Below are 20,786 nucleotides of genomic sequence, written 5' to 3' on the forward strand. Positions count from 1 at the left end.
AACTTATTTATATTACAAATTATTACCTTAAATTATACTATTAGCAATATAAAAAAACTATATAAAAATTAAGTTAAATTTGTAAAAAATAAAGGATTACTTAATTAGTAATCCTCTACTTTTAAGCTTTTACAGCTACTATTAAATTTCTATTTATTGATTGATCTACTCTATGTAAATAATTATGATAAGATGTTTCATCAAGAACTTTAAATCCATTTTCCTCTAAAGCAATAGCTACCTCATCATATTTCATAGTAAATTCATTGTATGAAAGTACTAAACTTCCTTTAGTTTTTAATGCATTATGCCATGCTGGAATCGCTTCTTTTAAAAGCCCTAGTGGACTTCTTTCCATAAGAGAATTTCTATCATTCTTACTTCCATGCTGAACCCCATAAGGTAAATCAGATATTATAATATCACAAGATTTTTTCTTAATAAGAAGATCTGCTTTTCTAGTATCTGAATTAAATAACTGGAATGATTGAACATCTCCTGAATTAAAAGCATTCTTTTCTGCTGCGGCAGTTAAATTAAACACATTAGCTATTTTCTTCTTTTTAGAATCTGACACCTTAGATTTTTCAACTTTATGCTTAAACTTTCCTTCTTTTAAAAATCTAACAACATAAGTTTGAATCTCTTGAGTCCATTGCTCATTTATCTCTATTCCTTTAACATCAAACCCTCTTATGAATCCTTCATATAAAGTTGTACCTTTACCACACATAGGATCTAATAAAGTTATCTTTTTACTTCCTGTTTTACAAGCACTTAAAGCTAAATTTACCATAAGTCTAGTAAATTGCTCATTTGTCTTTCCATTATATTTTAATATTTGAACCATACTTTCAGGGAATGTATGAAAATCTGGGACACTAATAGGTCTTAAAAGATTTCCCTCTACTATTTCAAATAAGGCATAATAAATTGATGAAAAACTTAATGCTTTAAAGTCTTCTTCCTTAAGCTCTCTATTAGTACTAAAGCATATTGATGCTGGAAGACCTAAATTCCCTTCTCCAATCTCCTTTATCTCCATATCATAAGCATCTGCAATTGCTTGTAATTCTGAAACTGCAATCTTAAGCGCTGTATCAAAATAAATACGATTATGACCTGGATTTGCAAGTATCGCATATTTGCTCATAAAAAAATCCTCACTTATTCTTATCTTTTAATTCTATTTTTTATCCATAATATTATAACATCACACACTTCAAATATTAATAAAAAAATGGGATACTTTTAAATAAAAGTATCCCATTTTTTATTATCTTATTTCATCTAAAAAGCTATTCATAATTTCGTTATTCTCACTTGTTAAAACCAAAGTATCATTAGGCTTAATTATTGTAAAACCTTTTGGAATAACAACTTTATTATCTCTTTTTATCATAACAATTAAAATCTCATCTGGAATTTCTGAATCCATAATAGCTTTATTTACAACCTTATTATTTTCTCCAACTTTAACTTCAAAAATGTAATCTTTTATATTATTTTTCATATTATCTTCATGGTTATCATCTTCATAACATATTAAATCTAGCTTCTTTGCAAACCAAGGTATTAACGTTCCCTGAATTGCTACTGAGAATAATGCTATAAAAAATATAATATGAAAAATATCATTTTCAATAGCTGAGGTCTTAGTAATTGCATATATTGCAAAAACTAATGAACCTGCCCCTCTAAGTCCAACCCAAGATATAAACATCTGCTCTTTAATTGGAACTTTAAACCAACTTAATATAGTAAAGACTGCTATAGGTCTGCCTACTAATATTAAAAATATTGAAATAGCTATTCCCTCAAATGCTATGCTTGGTAATTGTGATGGAAAGGCTAAAAGTCCTAACATGAAAAATAAAATTATTTGCATTATCCATGATAATCCATCAAAAAAATGATTCAAACTCTTCTTATGAGGTATTTTTGAATTTCCCATTACTATACCAGCAATAAATACACTTAAATAACCATTTCCACCTAAGAATTCACTTATTGAATAAGCTAAAATAGCTACAGTTATAGTAAAAATAGGATATAAACCCTCAATTTCAAATTCCACTTTTCTTAATATAAAAACTGCAAGTTTTGATAGAAATAATCCTACTGTCACTCCAAAAACTATTTGTTTAAAAATCATTCCTAAAAGACCAATACCTACTGATTCATTACTAGTAATAAAAATTAACATAACACTTGTCAGCATGTATGCCGTTGGATCATTACTACCACTTTCAAACTCTACTAATGTATCAATATTATTTTTTAATTTTAAATTCCTTGAACGAAGAATAGATATAACTGAAGCAGCATCTGTAGAAGCAACAATACATCCTAATAATAAACCCTCAAATATACTTGTTTTTAATACAAAATGACAAAACAATCCTGTAAGTCCTGCTGTTATTATAACACCTAGTGTAGATAACATAATTGAAGGTATAGCTACAGACCTTGCTTTTTTCCATTCAGTACAAAAACCACCATAAAACATTATAAATACTAACGCTATAGATGATAAAGAATAAGTAATATTATAGTTATCAAAATATATACCACCAATTCCATCAGATCCAAATAACATTCCTATTATAATAAATACTAAAAGTACAGGCACACCCCATTTATAGAAAATTTTACTAGATATTATACATGTAAGTAGTACTATACCACTTAGTATCATTAGATTAACCATAATAAATCACCCCCTTAAGCTCTTAATCACAAGCTAATCATATTTATATTATAAACTTAATTTCTAAATTTCTGTTTATCTTAATATAGAAATCTTAAGATTTTATGTGTTTTATTAAAATATAACAATTAAATATTTTAAAACTTTTTATGGTTACAAAAATTTATTGATGTAATTCAAAAAATCATAATAAAAACTGCCATTAATTAAATTAATAGCAGTTTTTATTAATTAAAATATTTAAATTTAATTTTACATAATTTTATTTGGAATTACAGCATCTATTATTCCTATAACTACAGCAGCCAGTAATGCTCCTATAATTGAAACTCCCATGTTTGGAACTAAGAATTGAGTTAAATATATTATTATTGCAGCTATTATAAAACCTTTTATTCCTTTCCCAAATGGTGATGCATCAACACCCATAAATAATTCTACTAAATAATCTAACACTGATATTACGACAGCAGCTAATAAAAATGACCATAGTCCATGTATTGAAAATCCTGGAGTTACAAATGATGTTATTACTAATACTATGGCAACTAAAACAAATCTTCCTATCCACTTTAATATGCTACCATCACTATTTTGTTTTCTATAACTTTCATTTCCCATAAGATTACCTCCTTCTATAAATTGATCCTTTGTAAAGTGCTACTCATTTTTAATCTTAATAGCTTTCTTTACATTTATATGTTGACCACTATATGAAATAATATTCCTATTAAAAATTTTAATTTAAGAGTTTTAAAATTATAATATTAAATATTTACTAATTGTTGATTAAACAAATTTAAGATCTACTTAAATTCATATAAAGTGTATGAATTTAATATATTTTATTAAGATACATATTATAAAGATAAATTTTATATTTATCTTAGTATTATCACAACTTTTTTTTGAAAATTCACATTAAATATATAAAATTTTATAATAAAGTATTTATCTTTTATCTATTATATTTTTTATGATTTATTAGACTATATACTACTCTTTATTTTTAATTTATTAATTGTAATCTTATTATTAAAATTACTTTAAATAATATAAATCCCCTTTTATTTCTGTTGAAAAAACTTTTTAAAAGTTATATCATTATTTGTAATTAATATTAACAAATAATTTTTATCAATATGGGAGGTGTATAAATGAAAAAATATTTTAACTTAGCAACTTTTTATTTAATTTTAGGACTAGCTATGGGTGTATTTTATAGGGAATTTACAAAGATTAATGGATTTGAAGGAAAAACATCACTATCAATTATTCATACTCATATCTTAACTTTTGGATTTATATTTTTTATTTTAGTTTTACTTTTAGAGAAGAACTTTAAGTTATCCCAAAATAAAAATTTTAAAAAATGGTGTATTTTTTATAATATTTCATTAATATACTTAGTAGTTACATTTACTATTAGGGGAACATTTCAAGTATTAGGTCATGATTTTGTAGGTTTAAATCATATATCTGGTCTTTCACATGTTCTTTTAAGTATAGCTTTGATATGGTTTACAATTATATGTAATAAAGCTATAAAAAATTGATAATCACTTACTAATATATTTAAATAAAAATAAGGAAGAAGCTAAATTAACTTCTTCCTTACATTAATTTAATAATAATTATATTATCTCTTTTTCTTTAGGAATAATCCTCCAAGTAAAGATGTTAGTCCTAGCATGCCCATAGAAGCTGCATTAACAGGTGCACCTGTTTGAGGTAGTTCTTCTTTTATTTCCTCATCTCCTGGTTTTTGTTCTTCACCTGGCTTTTGCTCTTCACCTGGTTTTTGCTCATCTCCTGGTTTTTGTTCTTCACCTGGCTTTTGCTCTTCACTTGGTTTTTGCTCATCTCCTGGCTTTTGTTCTTCACCTGGCTTTTGCTCTTCACCTGGTTTTTGTTCATCTCCTGGTTTTTGTTCATCTCCTGGCTTTTGTTCATCTCCTGGCTTTTGCTCTTCACCTGGTTTTTGTTCATCTCCTGGTTTTTGTTCATCTCCTGGCTTTTGCTCTTCTGTAGGATTATCAGAGTTTTCCACCTTAGAAAATGTTATTTTTATTGAGTTTGCTTGGTCTCCCCAGAATGTATAGTCAAAGTATCCATTCTTAGCTAAGCTTTCTACTGCTGATGCTGCATTGTCTTTTGTTAAGACAATTCCATTAACTTCTACTTTGTCTACTTTGTATCCTTCTGCTGGGTTAACTGTTACTCTTACTTCTTCTCCAGTCTTTACTAATACGTCTCCTCCAGTTAGAGTTTGACCATTTATTTCTACTGATCCATTTCCTTCTGTTGTTACATTTAGTATTGTTTGATTAGTTTCAAGCTTAGCAAATGTTATTTTTATTGAGTTTGCTTGGTCTCCCCAGAATGTATAGTCAAAGTATCCATTCTTAGCTAAGCTTTCTACTGCTGATGCTGCATTGTCTTTTGTTAAGACAATTCCATTAACTTCTACTTTATCTAATTTATATCCCTCTGCTGGATTTACTTTTACTCTTACTTCTTCTCCAGTCTTTACTAATACGTCTCCACCAGTTAGCTCTTGGTTATTTAGTACTACTGTTCCTTTTCCCTCAGTTGTTACATTTATAACTGTTTCCTTAGCTTCAACCTTAGCAAATGTTACTTTTATTGAGTTTGCTTGATCTCCCCAGAATGTATAGTCAAAATATCCATTCTTAGCTAAGCTTTCTACTGCTGATGCTGCATTATCTTTTGTTAAGATAATTCCATTAACTTCTACTTTATCTAATTTATATCCTGCTGCTGGATTTACTTTTACTCTTACTGATTCACCAGGTTTTACTGATACATCTCCACCAGTTAAAGTTTGTCCATTTATTTCTACTGATCCATTTCCTTCTGTTGTTACATTTAGTATTGTTTGATTAGTTTCAACTTTAGAAAATGTTACTTTTATTGAGTTTGCTTGATCTCCCCAGAATGTATAGTCAAAATATCCATTCTTAGCTAAGCTTTCTACCGCTGATGCTGCATTGTCTTTTGTTAAGACAATTCCATTAACTTCTACTTTGTCTACTTTGTATCCTTCTGCTGGATTTACTTTTACTCTTACTGATTCACCAGTTTTTACTAATACGTCTCCTCCAGTTAGAGTTTGACCATTTATTTCTACTGATCCATTTCCTTCTGTTGTTACTTTTAATGTTGTTTGATTAGTTTCAACTTTAGCAAATGTTACTTTTACTGAGTTTGCTTGATCTCCCCAGAATGTATAGTCAAAATATCCATTAGCTAAGCTTTCCATTGCTGATGGTGCATTGTCTTTTGTTAATACTACACCATTAACTTCTACCTTATCTAATTCATATCCTTCTGATGGATTTACTTTTACTCTTACTGATTCACCAGTTTTTACTGATACATCTCCACCAGTTAAAGTTTGTCCATTTATTTCTACTGATCCTTTTCCTTCTGTTGTTACATTTAGTATTGTTTGATTAGTTTCAACCTTAGCAAATGTTACTTTTATTGAGTTTGCTTGGTCTCCCCAGAATGTATAATCAAAATATCCATTAGCTAAGCTTTCCATTGCTGATGGTGCATTGTCTTTTGTTAATACTACACCATTAACTTCTACCTTATCTAATTCATATCCTTCTGCTGGATTTACATTTACTCTTACTGATTCACCAGCTTTTACTGATACATCTCCACCAGTTAAAGTTTGGCCATTTATTGCTACTGTTCCTTTTCCTTCAGTTATAACCTTTAATGAAGCATAGTTTGACTCTTGAACTTCTATTCTATTTTCAACTGTATCAACTATATCTTGTGCATATACAGTTTCCATCCCCTGAGCTGATAATGCAACTATCAGCGCCATTATAAGCTTTTTTTTCATAAAAAAACCCCTCCATTTACTTATTTTTTATTAATTTTATCACCACCATTGTTTACTATTCAATTACTTTAATGTTAATTATTCCTAAATTATTTTTAATATTTATAAAATTTTAATTAATATATAAATATAAAATTATAAAAATTTACAAAATAATAAAAATATTATTTTAATAAATATAGTGTATTTTAAAAAAGACCGCCTTCTATAATTAATCCTAATTTTGAGCATATCTAATCAAATCTACTGGATTACTTCTATTGAAGTACCTTTTATACCTAAATATACATATTCACAACTTGAATCATTACATACTCCAATTGACTCTACTATTAAATTTTCTACATATATATCAATATCTATATTCTTCATATAAATCATGTTTATCACAGTAGTCTCTTAATATCTTTCTTTGCACTTATATGTTGACTACTATATGAAATAATATTCCTAATAAAACTTAAATTAAATTGTAAGAACTTAAATTATAATAATATTTATAATAAATTTCTTGATTTTAATTATGAAAAAGTTGAAATTCTCTCTTTAAAATCACAAATATAATTATCTCTTCATAAAATAACTAGTATTATAAATACCTAAGGAGTGTCTAATGAATCCATATTGTGATAATAGTATAAACTTTGAAAAGTTACCAAAGAAATTCCCACCTCAACATCAATCAGTTCAACCTGGAATAGAATCAATAATGGTTCCTAGTCCTATATTTGATAATCCTGATTATAAGGGCAGTGAAAAATTAAAAGGAAAATCAGTTCTTATTACTGGTGGTGATAGTGGAATTGGTAGAGCAGTTTCTATAGCATTTGCAAAAGAAGGAGCAAATATTGTAATCTCTTATCTTTACGAAAATGATGATGCTGAAACCACAAAGAAATATGTAGAAAAATATGGTGGAAAATGCTACTTAGTTCCTGGTGATATTTCTAATAAAAACTTCTGTGAAAAATTAGTTAGATTTACAGTGGAAACTTTAGGTGGGATAGATGTTTTAATAAATAATGCTGGAGTTCAATTCCCTCAAAATAATATAAACTGTATTTCACAAGAGCAACTTGAATTAACCTTTAAAATAAATATTTTCTCAATGTTCTATCTTACACAAGAAGCTTTAAAATACATGAAAAGAGGAAGTACAATAGTAAATACTACCTCTGTTACTGCTTACCAAGGCAAGGAAAATCTTATAGATTACTCCTCAACCAAAGGTGCTGTAGTTACCTTTACAAGATCACTTTCACAATCAATCGTTAAAAATGGAATAAGAGTTAACGCAGTAGCTCCAGGTCCTATTTGGACTCCTCTTATAGTATCAAGTTTTTCAGAGGAAGAAGTAGCTCGTTTTGGATCTGATGTCCCAATGAAACGTGCTGGTCAACCTTTTGAACTCGCACCAGCATATGTCTACTTAGCATCTGATGATTCCTCCTACGTAACAGGACAAGTTCTTCATGTAAATGGTGGAACTATGGTAGATAGTTAAAAACTTTATATTAAAAAAAGCCTGTTTTTATTTAAAACAGGCTTTTTTTAATTCTATTTATGGTACGTTTCTCCGTATCAGTATTAAGTGAGGTTTTTATAATATTTTTACATAAAAAAAGGTTGTAGTTTAAACCACAACCTATAATAATCTAAAATTATCTTCTATTTTGCTCTTTTTTAGCTCTTCTACAAGATATACATCTTGTTGGCTCATTTTCAAATCCTTTTTCTTTGTAGAATTCTTGCTCTCCTACTGAAAATATGAATTCACTTCCGCAATCTCTGCATTTTAATGTTTTATCTGACATAAACATTCCTCCTAAAATTAAAGATTCTAAATGGATATATAATCTCTAATTTTGAGAACTATTTATCTAAATGAAACTTTTTTTGTTAGCTACTCTGCTACTATTTTAGTATAACATAGTACTTAACTATTTACAACCTTTTATATTTATTTTTTTTAATTATTTAAAATTAATACATTTTTTTCTATATAACTATATCTAAATTCAACACCTTTAATCGAATATTTCTTAACATAAAAGAAAAAGGAATACCCTTAATAGGTACTCATCCTTATTTTACTAGATATTCAACTAGTTTATCATTTATATTAAGTTTTATTTAGTCTATTTCTCTTAATTCATTTTAATCTATTTAAAGTAAAAATATCCATTATTTGTGATAAGGTTCATTCTTCATAATTCTAAATGCTCTATAAACTTGTTCTAATAACATTACTCTAAATAATTGATGGGGAAATGTCATTTTTGAAAAGCATAATTTGTAATCAGCTCTTTTTATTACTTCTTGTGATAAACCAAGGCTTCCTCCAATTACAAAGGTAATATTTGAATTTCCCATAACTCCACAATTCTCTATATACTTTGAAAATTTCTCAGAAGTTATTTCATTACCTTTTAAATCCATAGCAATTACATGCATATTATCCTTTATTTTTGAAAGTATTAACTTACCTTCTTTTTCTTTTATTTGAAGCTCCTCTTTTTCTGAAGCATTATCTGGTGTTTTCTCATCAGGAAGTTCTATTATTTCTAATTTGCAATATCTACTTAATCTTTTTGAATACTCATCTATAGCTTGCTTTAAATACTTTTCCTTTAGTTTCCCTACTGAAATAACTGTTATATTCATCTTTCGCCCTCCTAGTTTTAACTACCAATAATATTACCATAAAGTAAAGCTCTTAGTAATCCTATAAAATACCCTATACCTCTTATTAATAATTCATAATTAGTGAGATATATAAATGAGTTATTAATTTTTAGTACATGGTCTTAATAAATTTTAAATACCATAATATTTTAAAACTAAAATATTAATTTTTATATATAAAAAAGACTATGCAAGATATATTCTTACATAGTCTTTTAAACTTTTTATAGCATATGCATTGCAGCTCCTGTAAAGAATGGTATTAACCAAATTACCCAAACAATTATACTAAATTTGTGGAATTTAGCTATCATATTTTTATCTTTCTTTACTAAAACTACAGTTGCCCAGATAGCATGTACTAACATTAATATTAATGCTGCTCCACCTGTTATTGTGTGGAAACTAAAGTTTATTCCCCCAGCTATCTTTTCCATAGCTCCAGTTCCTGTAGTATCACAAATTAGACCTAAGTAGAAAAATGCTAAGTGCCATAGTTTTAAAGTTTTTTGAATCTTTTCAGACCAAACACCTATACTATAAAATAATAGTGCTAAATTCATAAATATTATTGCTATAATTAATTCTTTTGACATTACTTTCATCTCCTTTTTTATTTGAACCATGTTCATATTATAATACCATTGTATTCTACTTACAATTTAGTAATATTAATTTCTTAATAAAAAGACTTTATTAATTTTCAAAATTTAATAATTGCAAAGCAATACATTTAATAATAATTATTTACAAATTATCATTCTGTATCAAATTCAGATTTATAAAAAAAGTAAGAACATTTTTACATGTTCTTACTTGTAAATTTTAATATCCTAATTCTTCATTTAAAAATATTACATGTATTCTATTTGAATTACTTTGACTTCTGATTAAAGTATATTCTCTACATATCTTTTCTGGACTTTTACAATCCATGCAATTTCCCACCTTAGCACAAGGTGTTTTCTTATTTAATCTTTTTGCATTAGCAGGAGCTGAAATCCTTCTATTTCTTTGTATAGCTTCACTTAAATTTTCAACAATTTTATTATATCCTGCTACAATTATGACCTTATCTGGTCCATAAAGCATAGCTGCTACTCTGTTTCCATTACCATCAACATTATATATTTCACCCTCTTCAGTAATTGCATTTGTACTTGTGAAATATACATCTGATGAAAAGGCACCTCTGTATATCTTTTTTATATCTTCAGGTTTTAACCCCTCTTTATATCTATCTAAAAATTCATATCTTCCACTTCTAAGATGATCTATAACTCCAGCTTCAAATAAGGACATAGAGCCTCCACAAGCTACTATATCTCCACTATTAGTTAATTCTTCTATCTTACTTATAAGTTCTTCTTTTGAATTTACTAAATATCCATTCATATTATTTTCTTCTAAAGCTTTTATAACTTTATTAATTCTACATTCTCTTAACCACATAACATTCTTATCCATAATATAAACTCCCCCAAAATAATTAATACTTAAATTATATCATATTAAAATCTTAAAAAAGCACATAAAAAAGAGGTAGACTAGGTCTACCTATTCAAAAAATTAATTATTTTCCACAACACTTTTTATATTTCTTTCCACTTCCACATGGACATGGTTCATTTCTTCCAACTTTAACTTCTTCATTTCTTACAGTTTTTGAATCTCTGTATCTGAATTGGATTTCTCTTCTCTTTTCTCCTGAGAATATAGCATCCCATTGAGGTAAGTTAAATAAGTAATCTGCTTTTGCATCTAACATATTATAGTATAAATTTTCAAAGTCTATATCAAATGATAATTCTGTATTGCTTTCAACTTTTTCTAAGTCATATGGAGTTTTTAAACTATCGTTTATTCCATCTACGAATCCCATTACAAACTCTTCTGTTGTACCGTATTCTTTAGCTAAATCTGCAATTGTAGCTTTCTTAACTTCTTTGTGATTAGCTAATAAATCTTTGTATATTTTAGTTTCTACATCACTATATTCTTTCCAGAATGCAGCTTCTCCCTTAACCTTAACATATTCTACAACCATGTCTGTCCATTGCTTATATAAACTCATACTTCCTTCTCCTTTTTAATCAACTTTATATCAAAATTATAATAATTTAGACAATATATTTCAATATTTTACTAATTAATAAACATATAAAATATATATTTTTAATACATATGAAATTATTTGTTTACATTTTTACAAATTCCCTAATTATTTATCTTTAAATTAGGTATATCTTCTTTTCCGAAAGGTTTACTAATGTCAAAATTACCACCTAATGAATCAACCATTTGATTATCAACAAGTATATTAATCTTATTAATACTTGGTATTTGGGTTATTGTAGCTATTATACCTTCTAAGGTTGCCTGTTCTTTAGTTGCACTCATATTTACAATAGCTTCTTTGCTTAAATTTATGATTGCAATATCATCTTTTATATCAAAAGATAATAATTTAGTATCCTTAGGTAATATAGGAGCTAAACTTCCCTTTTGAGATGGCCCTTGAATAAGAGCTTGTATTAAATACTGCCCTAAAATTTCATCACCATCAACAAGTATTTCTTGTTGCTCTATTTTAGGATTTTGTTCATCCTTAGTTCCATCAAAGTATAAAGATAAATCAATATCTCCTATTAAATCATTAGCTATTGTTTTTACCCTCTCATTATTGTTAGCTGCTAACTTATCCATTTTTATGCTGTCACATCCAACTAACAAAAAAGATGATAGAATTAATAAAATCATCCCTTTTTTCATATAAATTCCCCTTACTTAAAAACTTATATAACTACTTGGTTTATGTCTATCTGCTAACTTAAGCTCTAAATCTTTCCCTATGTTAATTTTATGTGCATTTAATACATTAATAACAGCTTGTTCAGCTAATTCTGGCACATTATTAGTATTGCTTAAATGACCTAATATTATTTTTCTATGCTTATCATGCTTCATTATATCAACGATAGCTTTTCCGCAATCTTCATTAGATAAATGTCCAACCTCACTAAGTACCCTTCTTTTTAGTTCATAAGGGTATGGTCCAAACTTAACCATCTGTACATCATGATTTGATTCTAATAAAATAACTTCAGATTCTCTAATATTTCTTAATATTTCCTCTGTAAATGTTCCAATATCAGTCGCAATACTTGCACTTTTTCCTTTGTGCTTTATAGTATAACCTGTTGAAGCCACAGAATCGTGTGGAGTATTAAAAGATGTTATATCTAAATCATTTAAACTCATGGTGCTTCTCTTAGGCATAATTTTTATATTTTCTTCTTTTATTTTTCCTAGGGATTTCTCCATGGCTTTCCAAGTAAGCTCATTTGCATATATAGGTATATTAAATTTTCTTGATAATATACCTGCTCCTTTTATATGGTCACTATGCTCATGGGTTATGAAAATACCATCAATCTCATTTGGATTTTGACCTACTTCTTGTAAACCATCTATTATTTTTTTGCCTGATAATCCTGCATCAATTAGTATTTTAGTTTTTTTTGAACCTACTAATATGCTATTACCACTGCTTCCACTATATAGTGAACAAAAAATCATATATTTCCCCCATTTATTGTTCTTATTTTCTGACTATATCAGCACCAAGCATTCTGAACTTTTCTTCTATATGAGGGTATCCTCTATCTATGTGTTCAATACTTGTTATTTCTGTAACTCCATCAGAAATTAAACCTGCGATAACCATTGCAGCTCCTGCTCTTAAGTCAGTAGCCTTAACAACAGCCCCTGTAAGTCTATCTACACCATCTATAATAGCTGATCTTCCTTCAACTTTTATAGTAGCTCCCATTTTTTTAAGTTCATCTACATGCTTATGTCTATTTTCCCATATAGTTTCAACTATTATACTTCTACCTTTAGCTGTAGATAGTAGAGTACACATTGGTTGTTGAACGTCTGTTGGGAATCCTGGATATGGAGCAGTTTTTAAATTTACTCCTTTTAAATCTCCATCAACATAAACTCTAACACTATCGTCTCCCTCTTCTACTTTAGCTCCCATTTCTAAAAGCTTAGCTGAAATTGATTCTAAGTGCTTTGGTATAACATTTTGAATTGTTACGTCTCCTCTTGTAGCTGCCGCTGCTATCATAAATGTTCCTGCTTCTATTTGATCAGGTACAACACTATAATTACAGCCTTTTAATTCCTTAACACCTTTGATTCTTATGACATCCGTCCCTGCCCCTTTAACATTAGCTCCCATAGCATTTAAAAAGTTTGCTACGTCTACTACGTGTGGCTCTCTTGCAGCATTTTCTAACACTGTAGTTCCTTCTGCTAAAGTTGCCGCTATCATAAGGTTTATAGTAGCTCCAACACTTACTACGTCAAAGAATATATTTGTTCCTATTAATTTTTCTGCCATTATATTTACAGCACCATGCTCTATTGAAACCTTAGCTCCTAGTGCTTCAAATCCTTTTATATGTTGGTCAATAGGTCTAACTCCTATTGGACAACCTCCTGGAAGTTCAACTTTAGCCTCTTTAAAACGTGCTAAAAGTGCTCCTATGAAATAATAAGAAGCTCTCATTTTTCTTACATCATTTCCACAAGCTTCTACAGTTTTTATTTCTTCAGCATTTATCTTTAATGTGTTATTATCTAATTTTTCAACATTACATCCTAATGATCTAATTATTCTCTCTAAGCAATGTACATCAGCTATATCTGGTACATTATCAATAATACATTCACCTTTGCTAGCTAGTATAGCTGCCGGTAATATAGCTACGGCAGCATTTTTAGCTCCGTTTATTTCTATAGATCCCTTTAAAGCTTTACCGCCATTTATAATTAATCTATTCATACAATTCACCCTTGCTAATTTTTTATATGTATACAATTACCATTTTCTTCTTTTTTATTCTTGTTTAGTTAAATTTTTTATTTCGATTAACCATATTTAAACTGGCTAAACCGTGAAATTTAAAGTATTACTCATAATTTTCATTATATCATAATAAGCTAATATTTAAAGATTTTTTTTATTGTTTACTTTTAAAATTTACCCAATTTATATTGTCTAAAAATACTTTTTATTCTGAAATTTCTCTCTTATTATTTTTTTTAAAAATTCTATATGTTATAATTTATAACAAAGTTTGTATTTATTTGGAACAAACTAATATTCAAGAGAGGTTTTGTTATGAAATATTATTTAGTAGCATTGTTTGATGAGGAGTCTTGTAAATCCCTTGAATCACTTCAAAGAGGTTTATTAAGGAAATACAAATTACCAAGAAATCATATAAGTTTACACATTCCTCTTGAAACAATTGATAACCCCAATCTAGATAAACTAGATGAAGTGGTCCTTAAATTAATCAAACCTTATAAGAAATTTAAGATAGAGTTAACTGGTAGTGCTGAGTTTAATGAAAGTACTAATAAAGCTCTAAACTTACAAATCGAAAACAAAGGTTATATTAAAAAAATTCATAGATTATTCAATGATATGTTAAAGTTACATGGTTTTAATGTTAGGGAGCGTGTTGACTCTCCTCTATACATACCTATAAACACCCCTAACTTTAAAGAAAATCATAAAAAGAATAATACGCAACCTACTGTTTTTAACTTAAGAGAATCTTCTCAAAAGAACATATTAAAAATTTCTAAAATAGAACTTTGGAGATTTCAAAATAACAAAAGAGAAATCCCTGTAAAATCATACGATCTAAGAAATTACTAAATAATTTATATTGTGTCTATTTATATTAATATTTATATGACATATATTCAATTAACTTAGGTTAAAATAATTGTAAATTAACATTTCGTAACTTTTTAGATTTGTATTCGTTTTCGCTCCTTTTCAATTGTGAAAAGATTCTGTAAAATTAACTAGTAAGCATTTTTTGCTTAAGAAGATAGGGGGATATACTCATGGAGTTAGATAATTTTTTTATTCAACAAGATAAGTTTAACAAGGAACTTGTTATCGATAGTAATTTAAATGACTATAAAGTTGCAACTAGAATGTACTTAGCGCTTCAAGTTAAAATAAGCGAATTAGCTGATGAAACAAAATGCTTTATTTATTGGAATGATAGCAATAAATCTAGAGTTTCAAAACAATTAGTTTTAGAAAAATATATCGATTGTTTAAAACAAATCCTTACTATAGGCTTAAATAAAAATTATACTTGCTTAAAGAAATTAATAGTTAAACCAAATGATTATTGTTTAAGCGATCAATTTTTAACTTTACTTATAGATGTAAATGACTTAATAATATCTCCATCTATTGATCACTATAAAACATTATTTGAAGATTTTATAAGCTTAGGAATAAGCTTAGGTTTTTCAATAAATCAAATAGAAGAAATTTTTTTCAAAAATGATTGTTGTAAGATAGCTCTCTAAAATTTAGAGAGTTATTTTTTTATTTGTGGAAATACTAAGCTTGAGGTGATTTATTATGCTTGGTATTATTTTAGCAATTATTTCTGGAGCAGCAATGAGTATCCAAGGAGTTTTTAACACAAGAGTTTCAGAAAAGATAGGTGTTTGGGAAACAAATACCATAGTTCAAGGGTCTGCTTTTGTTTTAGCACTGCTTATTATGCTTATGCTAAGAAACGGTAATTACTCTGAACTTCGTTCTGTAAACAAAATATATCTACTAGGAGGAGCAATTGGTGTTGTTATAACCTATACTGTTATGGCTGCTGTAGGAAGCTTAGGACCAACCTTTGGTATATCAATAATCTTAATATCCCAACTCTTAACAGCAGGAATAATAGATGCTTTTGCCCTTTTTGATAGTGAAAAAATCAGATTTGCTGCCCACAATTATTTAGGAATCATATTAATGATAGTTGGAATTATCATTTTTAAATGGAAAAGTTAATACATTGTCAAAATCATACTCCCATTCATATATTATAAAATAATAAATAATATGGGAGTATTTATTATGTTTTCAATAAAACAAAAATTGGATAGCAATCTAAAAATTTATATAAATCGCTCTTATTATACGAATTATAGAGTTCTTATAAAATGCAAAAAATTTATGGAAGATATAACAAAGAAAATACCTAAGCTTAGAGGTATTGTTATAAGAGAAATTAAGTCATTAAATTTGATTTGCGCTATTCTTACACCAAAAGCTATTAATAGGTTAATTGAATATCCTGAGGTAGAATTTATTTCTTTTGATGACCATGCTATACTTTGTGGGCTTAGTATAGGTACTGCTAATAGAATTGCCACCAATAAATCTTTTAATTTTACTGGCAAGAATGTATCTATTGGTTTAATTGATAGTGGAGTCTATCCTCATCAAGATCTAACAAATCCTACAAACAAAATAGATATGTTTTTAGATTTATTAAACAACTATTCTTATCCTTATGATGATAATGGACATGGAACTGCTTTAAGTGGGATTATATGTGGAAGTGGATATTCATCAAAGCTTGTTTTTAGAGGAATTGCAGAAAACACCAAAATATCTTGTATAAAGGCCTTTGATGCTAATGGAAAGGGCTATGTTTCAGATATACTTTTCGCCATTGAAACTCTTATAAATCAAGAGAATAATCCTATAAGAGTTTTATGTTTACCTTTTGAACTTACTAGCCATAATATTAAAATATCAGATTACTTTAACGAACTTTTTAAGTTAGCAGTTAGTAAAAATATTATTCCTGTTGTCCCTTCTGGAAGTATAGAAGGAGATAACACTATTCAAGGCTTAGCATTATCTCCTTGGTGTATAACAGTTGGTGGTATAGATTCTACAAAGACACCAACAACAACTTTTAAATTTTCTTCATCTGGAAATTCTAATGTGAAAAAACCAGATTTTTGTGCAGCCTGTGCTAATATAATGTGCTTAAACTCAGATAAAAAATATATTTCTGAAAGAAATGGAATAAAACTATATCCTCATAAATTAGATAGTAGTTACACAGTCTTTCAAGGAACCTCCTTAGCCTGTGCCTACATATCTGGAGTATGTGCACTACTTTTAGAGGCCAAGCCAGAACTAAATTACAAAGATTTATGTTCTTTATTAAAAATAGCTTCTAATAATAAATATGAACTACCTTCTGATTCTGTTGGAGAAGGAGTCATAGATTTATCTTTTTTACTTGAAAATATTTAAAACTAACTTATATAATCTACAGGATTAATAGGATTACCCTTATATATAAGTTCTAAATGCAGGTGAGGCCCCGTACTTCTTCCAGTACTACCAACTTTGGCAATAGTCTCACCTTTTTTCACTTCTTTTCCAAGCTCAGTTAATATATAACTAGCATGAGCGTAGAGAGTTTCTGTATTATCATCGTGTTTTATCTTAACCATATTGCCATATATGTCGTCATATCCAACAAAACTTACTACACCATCAAAAGCAGCTCCTATTGGTGTTCCACTAGGAACCGCTATATCAACCCCTCTATGGCCTCCTCTACTCTTTTCTCCAAAGACAGATGTTATAACTCCTCCTCTAGTTGGATGAGTTAAAAATGCCATATTAGAGTTAATTGGATTTTTTATTCCCTTATATATTTTTGTACTCTCAGCTTCTTTCAAAACTGATTCAGATATTATTTCACTTTCTGATTCTTTTCCATTTACAAATGTTACTTTCTTTTTAACCTTTTTCTCTCCCCATTTTCCTTCTTTAATAGTATTTTCTCCTAAATACTTGTCTTCTAGTTTTATAACTTCAACTGCTGGCTCTATTGATGCCACTTCATCAATTTCAGCTTCAATAGTTACATCTAGTAATGACTCTTCTAAAATATCATTAGCAAGCATTATCTTTGAAGTTATATCCTCTACTGAACTTAAATCTTTAGATTGAATCATTTTCTTTTTTAAATCTATTTTTGTATCAAAATTTACTTCTTTAACTAAAACTCCCTTTTCAGAAGCCTTATCTATGTATGTTTGTTTTATTTTATTTAAAACAGTTTCAACTGTATCAGGATTTCCTATATACCCTATACCTTTGTTATTTAGAGATAATTCATAAGCCTCCACATAAACATTAGCCATACAAGGCATATTTACAAAAATAAGTTTTTCACTTCCCCATCTTTGATATAAAGAGTTAGCAAAAACATTAGTTTTAACTGTACAAAATAAAATAATTAAGGTAATTAGAAAAACTTTAATAAAGTTTCTCCCCTCACCCTCTGAAATACTCATATTCATAATTCTCCTTTTAATAAAAATTTTAGTATAAATTTAAACACGTAAATTAATGTTCCCACTTAACAAAAAATTATTCATGTAAATAAAATATTTTTTGCAATTTATAGAAGCCTCCTTTATTGTTATAGAAAAGACACTTTGATATAATTAAACATAGTCTATTTTTTATTTATATACATTTTAAAATTTAGACTATTTATAAATCTAGAAAGGTGGTTATTTTTTGAGTACTTTTATGTTAAAAAACTCAGCCACTAAGTTTACTCCTGTTAGTAATGTATTCCTAGAAGAATATATGCCTAAAGCTCGTGGAGAATTTATTAAGGTTTATTTATTATTGCTAAAATATAATTTCACTGGAGAACCTGGAGTTAACTCTTCAATTTTAGCAACAAACTTAAATCTTTTAGAATCAGATATAATGAATGCTCTTAATTATTGGCATGACGAAGGTGTTATAAAACTAGTTCCTATAGATAAAATGAATAACTTTAAAATAGAATTTTTAGACTTATCAGAAGGTAATCATTCATCAAGTCAAAACTCTGTTGATTTATTATCAGCCCTTGATGAAAATAACACTAAGGATATGCTCAAAGATATAGAAAAGCTTATATGTCGTCCTTTATCCACAAAGGAAATGACAACTTATCTTTCTTGGCAAACAGAGCTTAATTTTTCCTCAGAGCTTATATTAATACTAATAGAGTACTGTGTATCTAAGGGTAAAAAAGATGTTAGATACATAGAGACAGTGGCTCTTGGATGGCATAATGCCGGAATAAAATCAATAGAGGAAGCTCAAGCTTATATAACTAAAACAGAAGACAAATGGGTTAAAATAAGAAAAATTCTTAAGTATTTAGGAATTCAAAATACCGAAATAATGAAGCCACAGGAAACTATGATGGAAAAGTGGCTTTTAACTTATAACTTCTCTGTTGAGTTAATACTTAAGGCTTGTGATATATGCTTTGAACGTTTAAACAGAGCTGATTTTAAATATATAGATGGTATCTTAGGTAAATGGTTTAAAGATGGTATAAAAACGCTTGATGATGTGGCAAAAAAAGATATTAAAAAGACATCTAGTATAAAAAAACCATTTAACAAAAATAATTCAGCTCCAATTCAAAAGAAACCAGCTAGAGAAGCAAACTTTACCCAAAGAGATTATGACTATGATTCCTTAGAAAAACAATTGTTAGGATGGGATATTGAATGATTAAAGGTTATAAAAGTCAATTGATGGATATGTATGAAAAAATCCGTCAAAAAGAAAAATCAAATCTAGCTAATAGACAAAAAGAGTTAAAAGAAAAGCTACCTCAAGTTTTTGAGTATGAAAGAGAAATAAATAAGCTTTCTTTAAAACTTTCAATGCTTGCTTTAAGAAAACATGAAAAAGAAAGTTTTGAAAAATTAAAAAAAGAAATTGAAAATCTTAGAGATGAAAAAGATCAACTACTTGCTATGAGTGGATATCCAAAAGATTATTTAGATATGCATTATACCTGTCAATCTTGCAAAGATACAGGATATATAGGCACTAAAAAATGTATTTGTTATAAGAAAAAACTTGTAGACATATACTATGAAAATTCTCATATGGCTGATGCTTTAAAGCTAAATAATTTTTCAAAATTTGATATAAATGTTTTTTCTCCTTTAAATAATGGTAATGAAAAATATTCTCCAAGAGAAAATATGCAAATAATCATTGATAAAATGGTTAATGGATATATCCCTAAATTTGATAAGCATAATGAAAATATACTTTTCTATGGTAGTCCTGGAACTGGAAAAACATTTTTAACTTATTGCATAGCTAAAGAATTATTAGATAATGGATTTCTTGTAGTTTATAGAACATCAGATGAACTTATTAGAAATCTTAGAGAAATACGATTTAATAATGATCATGAATTAGAAGATTTGCTTATAAATTGTGACTTACTTGTTATAGATGACTTAGGCGCAGAACAAATAACTGATTTCTCTACAACTGAGTTATTTACCCTTCTAAACAAAAAAATATTATTAAATAAAAAGATGATTATATCTACAAATTTAAATCTTCCTGAATTGAAGCAAGCTTATGCAGAAAGAATAACTTCTAGATTGCTAGGAAACTTTCTTCTATTTAAAACTTACGGAGATGACATAAGAATAAAGAAAAATCTTCAAAAAAGAAAAAATACACCTTATCTTACTTAAAAGATAAGGTGTACTTTTTTGCATAAATAAATTAAATGGCGAATTACTCTCTAAAAGAATAAAAAAAAA

22 protein-coding genes are annotated in these 20,786 nt (G+C 27.9%); 8 read left to right on the forward strand and 14 right to left on the reverse strand.

Translation table 11 applies throughout. The features are described 5' to 3' along the window. Window positions 1-121: 121 nt before the first annotated feature. From CPF_RS14275 to CPF_RS14285, 3 genes are all read right to left on the reverse strand, one after another. On the reverse strand, window positions 122-1,153 hold the full coding sequence (locus CPF_RS14275) for a TRM11 family SAM-dependent methyltransferase (RefSeq protein ID WP_003456679.1): 1,032 nt from the start codon (window positions 1,151-1,153) through the stop codon (window positions 122-124). A 123-nt stretch (window positions 1,154-1,276) separates the two neighbouring features. Beyond that, window positions 1,277-2,710 carry a potassium/proton antiporter gene (locus CPF_RS14280; RefSeq protein WP_003482523.1) on the reverse strand — a complete coding sequence of 478 codons (1,434 nt, stop codon included), beginning with the start codon at window positions 2,708-2,710 and terminating at the stop codon, window positions 1,277-1,279. Window positions 2,711-2,962: 252 nt separating this feature from the next. After that, the gene (locus CPF_RS14285) at window positions 2,963-3,331 is read right to left on the reverse strand and encodes a phage holin family protein (RefSeq protein ID WP_003456828.1); all 369 of its coding nucleotides are present in this window, start codon (window positions 3,329-3,331) and stop codon (window positions 2,963-2,965) included. 536 nt (window positions 3,332-3,867) lie between these two features. Here CPF_RS14285 and CPF_RS14290 point away from each other — a divergent pair. Beyond that, a complete protein-coding gene (locus CPF_RS14290) occupies window positions 3,868-4,266 on the forward strand; it encodes a DUF2871 domain-containing protein (protein WP_003456879.1) in 399 nt (132 codons plus the stop codon). Between the two features lie 83 nt (window positions 4,267-4,349). Here the strand turns inward: CPF_RS14290 and CPF_RS14295 are convergent, their stop codons facing one another. Both CPF_RS14295 and CPF_RS15050 read right to left on the reverse strand, forming a co-directional pair. After that, window positions 4,350-6,590 (reverse strand): InlB B-repeat-containing protein, encoded by a 2,241-nt coding sequence (locus CPF_RS14295; RefSeq protein WP_011591180.1) that lies wholly within the window; start codon window positions 6,588-6,590, stop codon window positions 4,350-4,352. A gap of 243 nt (window positions 6,591-6,833) precedes the next feature. Then, window positions 6,834-6,980: a hypothetical protein gene (locus CPF_RS15050; protein WP_003456797.1), complete on the reverse strand. Its 147-nt coding sequence runs from the start codon at window positions 6,978-6,980 to the stop codon at window positions 6,834-6,836. 223 nt (window positions 6,981-7,203) lie between these two features. On the opposite strand from CPF_RS15050, the gene CPF_RS14300 reads away from it, so the two are divergent. Beyond that, complete coding sequence (locus CPF_RS14300; RefSeq protein WP_011591181.1) at window positions 7,204-8,094, forward strand: SDR family oxidoreductase; 891 nt, start codon at window positions 7,204-7,206, stop codon at window positions 8,092-8,094. 157 nt (window positions 8,095-8,251) lie between these two features. Here the strand turns inward: CPF_RS14300 and CPF_RS14305 are convergent, their stop codons facing one another. The 8 genes from CPF_RS14305 to CPF_RS14340 form a co-directional block, all read right to left on the reverse strand. Further along, window positions 8,252-8,404, reverse strand: coding sequence for a zinc-ribbon domain-containing protein (locus CPF_RS14305; RefSeq protein WP_003479385.1), 153 nt, complete (start codon window positions 8,402-8,404; stop codon window positions 8,252-8,254). 370 nt (window positions 8,405-8,774) lie between these two features. Then, on the reverse strand, window positions 8,775-9,254 hold the full coding sequence (rlmH, locus tag CPF_RS14310) for a 23S rRNA (pseudouridine(1915)-N(3))-methyltransferase RlmH (protein WP_003456814.1): 480 nt from the start codon (window positions 9,252-9,254) through the stop codon (window positions 8,775-8,777). 245 nt (window positions 9,255-9,499) lie between these two features. After that, window positions 9,500-9,871: an HsmA family protein gene (locus CPF_RS14315; protein WP_011591182.1), complete on the reverse strand. Its 372-nt coding sequence runs from the start codon at window positions 9,869-9,871 to the stop codon at window positions 9,500-9,502. 229 nt (window positions 9,872-10,100) lie between these two features. Next, window positions 10,101-10,742 (reverse strand): lactate utilization protein, encoded by a 642-nt coding sequence (locus CPF_RS14320; RefSeq protein ID WP_003456852.1) that lies wholly within the window; start codon window positions 10,740-10,742, stop codon window positions 10,101-10,103. A gap of 106 nt (window positions 10,743-10,848) precedes the next feature. Beyond that, window positions 10,849-11,349: an SEC-C metal-binding domain-containing protein gene (locus CPF_RS14325; protein ID WP_003456869.1), complete on the reverse strand. Its 501-nt coding sequence runs from the start codon at window positions 11,347-11,349 to the stop codon at window positions 10,849-10,851. A gap of 143 nt (window positions 11,350-11,492) precedes the next feature. Continuing rightward, window positions 11,493-12,047, reverse strand: a complete 555-nt coding sequence (locus CPF_RS14330; RefSeq protein WP_003456832.1) for a GerMN domain-containing protein — start codon at window positions 12,045-12,047, stop codon at window positions 11,493-11,495. Window positions 12,048-12,062: 15 nt separating this feature from the next. After that, entirely contained in the window at window positions 12,063-12,854 is a 792-nt protein-coding gene (locus tag CPF_RS14335; protein ID WP_011591183.1) for an MBL fold metallo-hydrolase, read from the reverse strand. A gap of 22 nt (window positions 12,855-12,876) precedes the next feature. After that, the gene (locus tag CPF_RS14340; protein WP_003456772.1) at window positions 12,877-14,130 is read right to left on the reverse strand and encodes a UDP-N-acetylglucosamine 1-carboxyvinyltransferase; all 1,254 of its coding nucleotides are present in this window, start codon (window positions 14,128-14,130) and stop codon (window positions 12,877-12,879) included. Between the two features lie 339 nt (window positions 14,131-14,469). Between CPF_RS14340 and CPF_RS14345 the strand changes: the two genes are divergently transcribed. From CPF_RS14345 to CPF_RS14360, 4 genes are all read left to right on the forward strand, one after another. Then, on the forward strand, window positions 14,470-15,015 hold the full coding sequence (locus tag CPF_RS14345; RefSeq protein WP_011591184.1) for a 2'-5' RNA ligase family protein: 546 nt from the start codon (window positions 14,470-14,472) through the stop codon (window positions 15,013-15,015). 194 nt (window positions 15,016-15,209) lie between these two features. Then, on the forward strand, window positions 15,210-15,689 hold the full coding sequence (locus CPF_RS14350) for a dUTP diphosphatase (protein WP_003456877.1): 480 nt from the start codon (window positions 15,210-15,212) through the stop codon (window positions 15,687-15,689). Window positions 15,690-15,744: 55 nt separating this feature from the next. After that, window positions 15,745-16,176 carry a DMT family transporter gene (locus CPF_RS14355; RefSeq protein ID WP_003475850.1) on the forward strand — a complete coding sequence of 144 codons (432 nt, stop codon included), beginning with the start codon at window positions 15,745-15,747 and terminating at the stop codon, window positions 16,174-16,176. Window positions 16,177-16,242: 66 nt separating this feature from the next. After that, window positions 16,243-17,439, forward strand: a complete 1,197-nt coding sequence (locus CPF_RS14360; RefSeq protein ID WP_004456928.1) for a S8 family serine peptidase — start codon at window positions 16,243-16,245, stop codon at window positions 17,437-17,439. Window positions 17,440-17,441: 2 nt separating this feature from the next. On the opposite strand, the gene CPF_RS14365 is transcribed toward CPF_RS14360, so the two are convergent. Continuing rightward, window positions 17,442-18,494 carry a M23 family metallopeptidase gene (locus tag CPF_RS14365; RefSeq protein ID WP_011591185.1) on the reverse strand — a complete coding sequence of 351 codons (1,053 nt, stop codon included), beginning with the start codon at window positions 18,492-18,494 and terminating at the stop codon, window positions 17,442-17,444. A gap of 229 nt (window positions 18,495-18,723) precedes the next feature. Between CPF_RS14365 and CPF_RS14370 the strand changes: the two genes are divergently transcribed. Both CPF_RS14370 and CPF_RS14375 read left to right on the forward strand, forming a co-directional pair. Further along, a complete protein-coding gene (locus CPF_RS14370; protein WP_003456897.1) occupies window positions 18,724-19,725 on the forward strand; it encodes a DnaD domain protein in 1,002 nt (333 codons plus the stop codon). Beyond that, window positions 19,722-20,717: an ATP-binding protein gene (locus CPF_RS14375; RefSeq protein ID WP_003456704.1), complete on the forward strand. Its 996-nt coding sequence runs from the start codon at window positions 19,722-19,724 to the stop codon at window positions 20,715-20,717. Before CPF_RS14370 ends, CPF_RS14375 begins: the two co-directional genes overlap by 4 nt. The last annotated feature ends 69 nt before the right edge of the window (window positions 20,718-20,786 follow it).

The sequence above is a fragment of the Clostridium perfringens ATCC 13124 genome (genome assembly GCF_000013285.1).
In the GTDB taxonomy this organism is placed as follows: Bacteria; Bacillota; Clostridia; order Clostridiales; family Clostridiaceae; genus Sarcina; species Sarcina perfringens.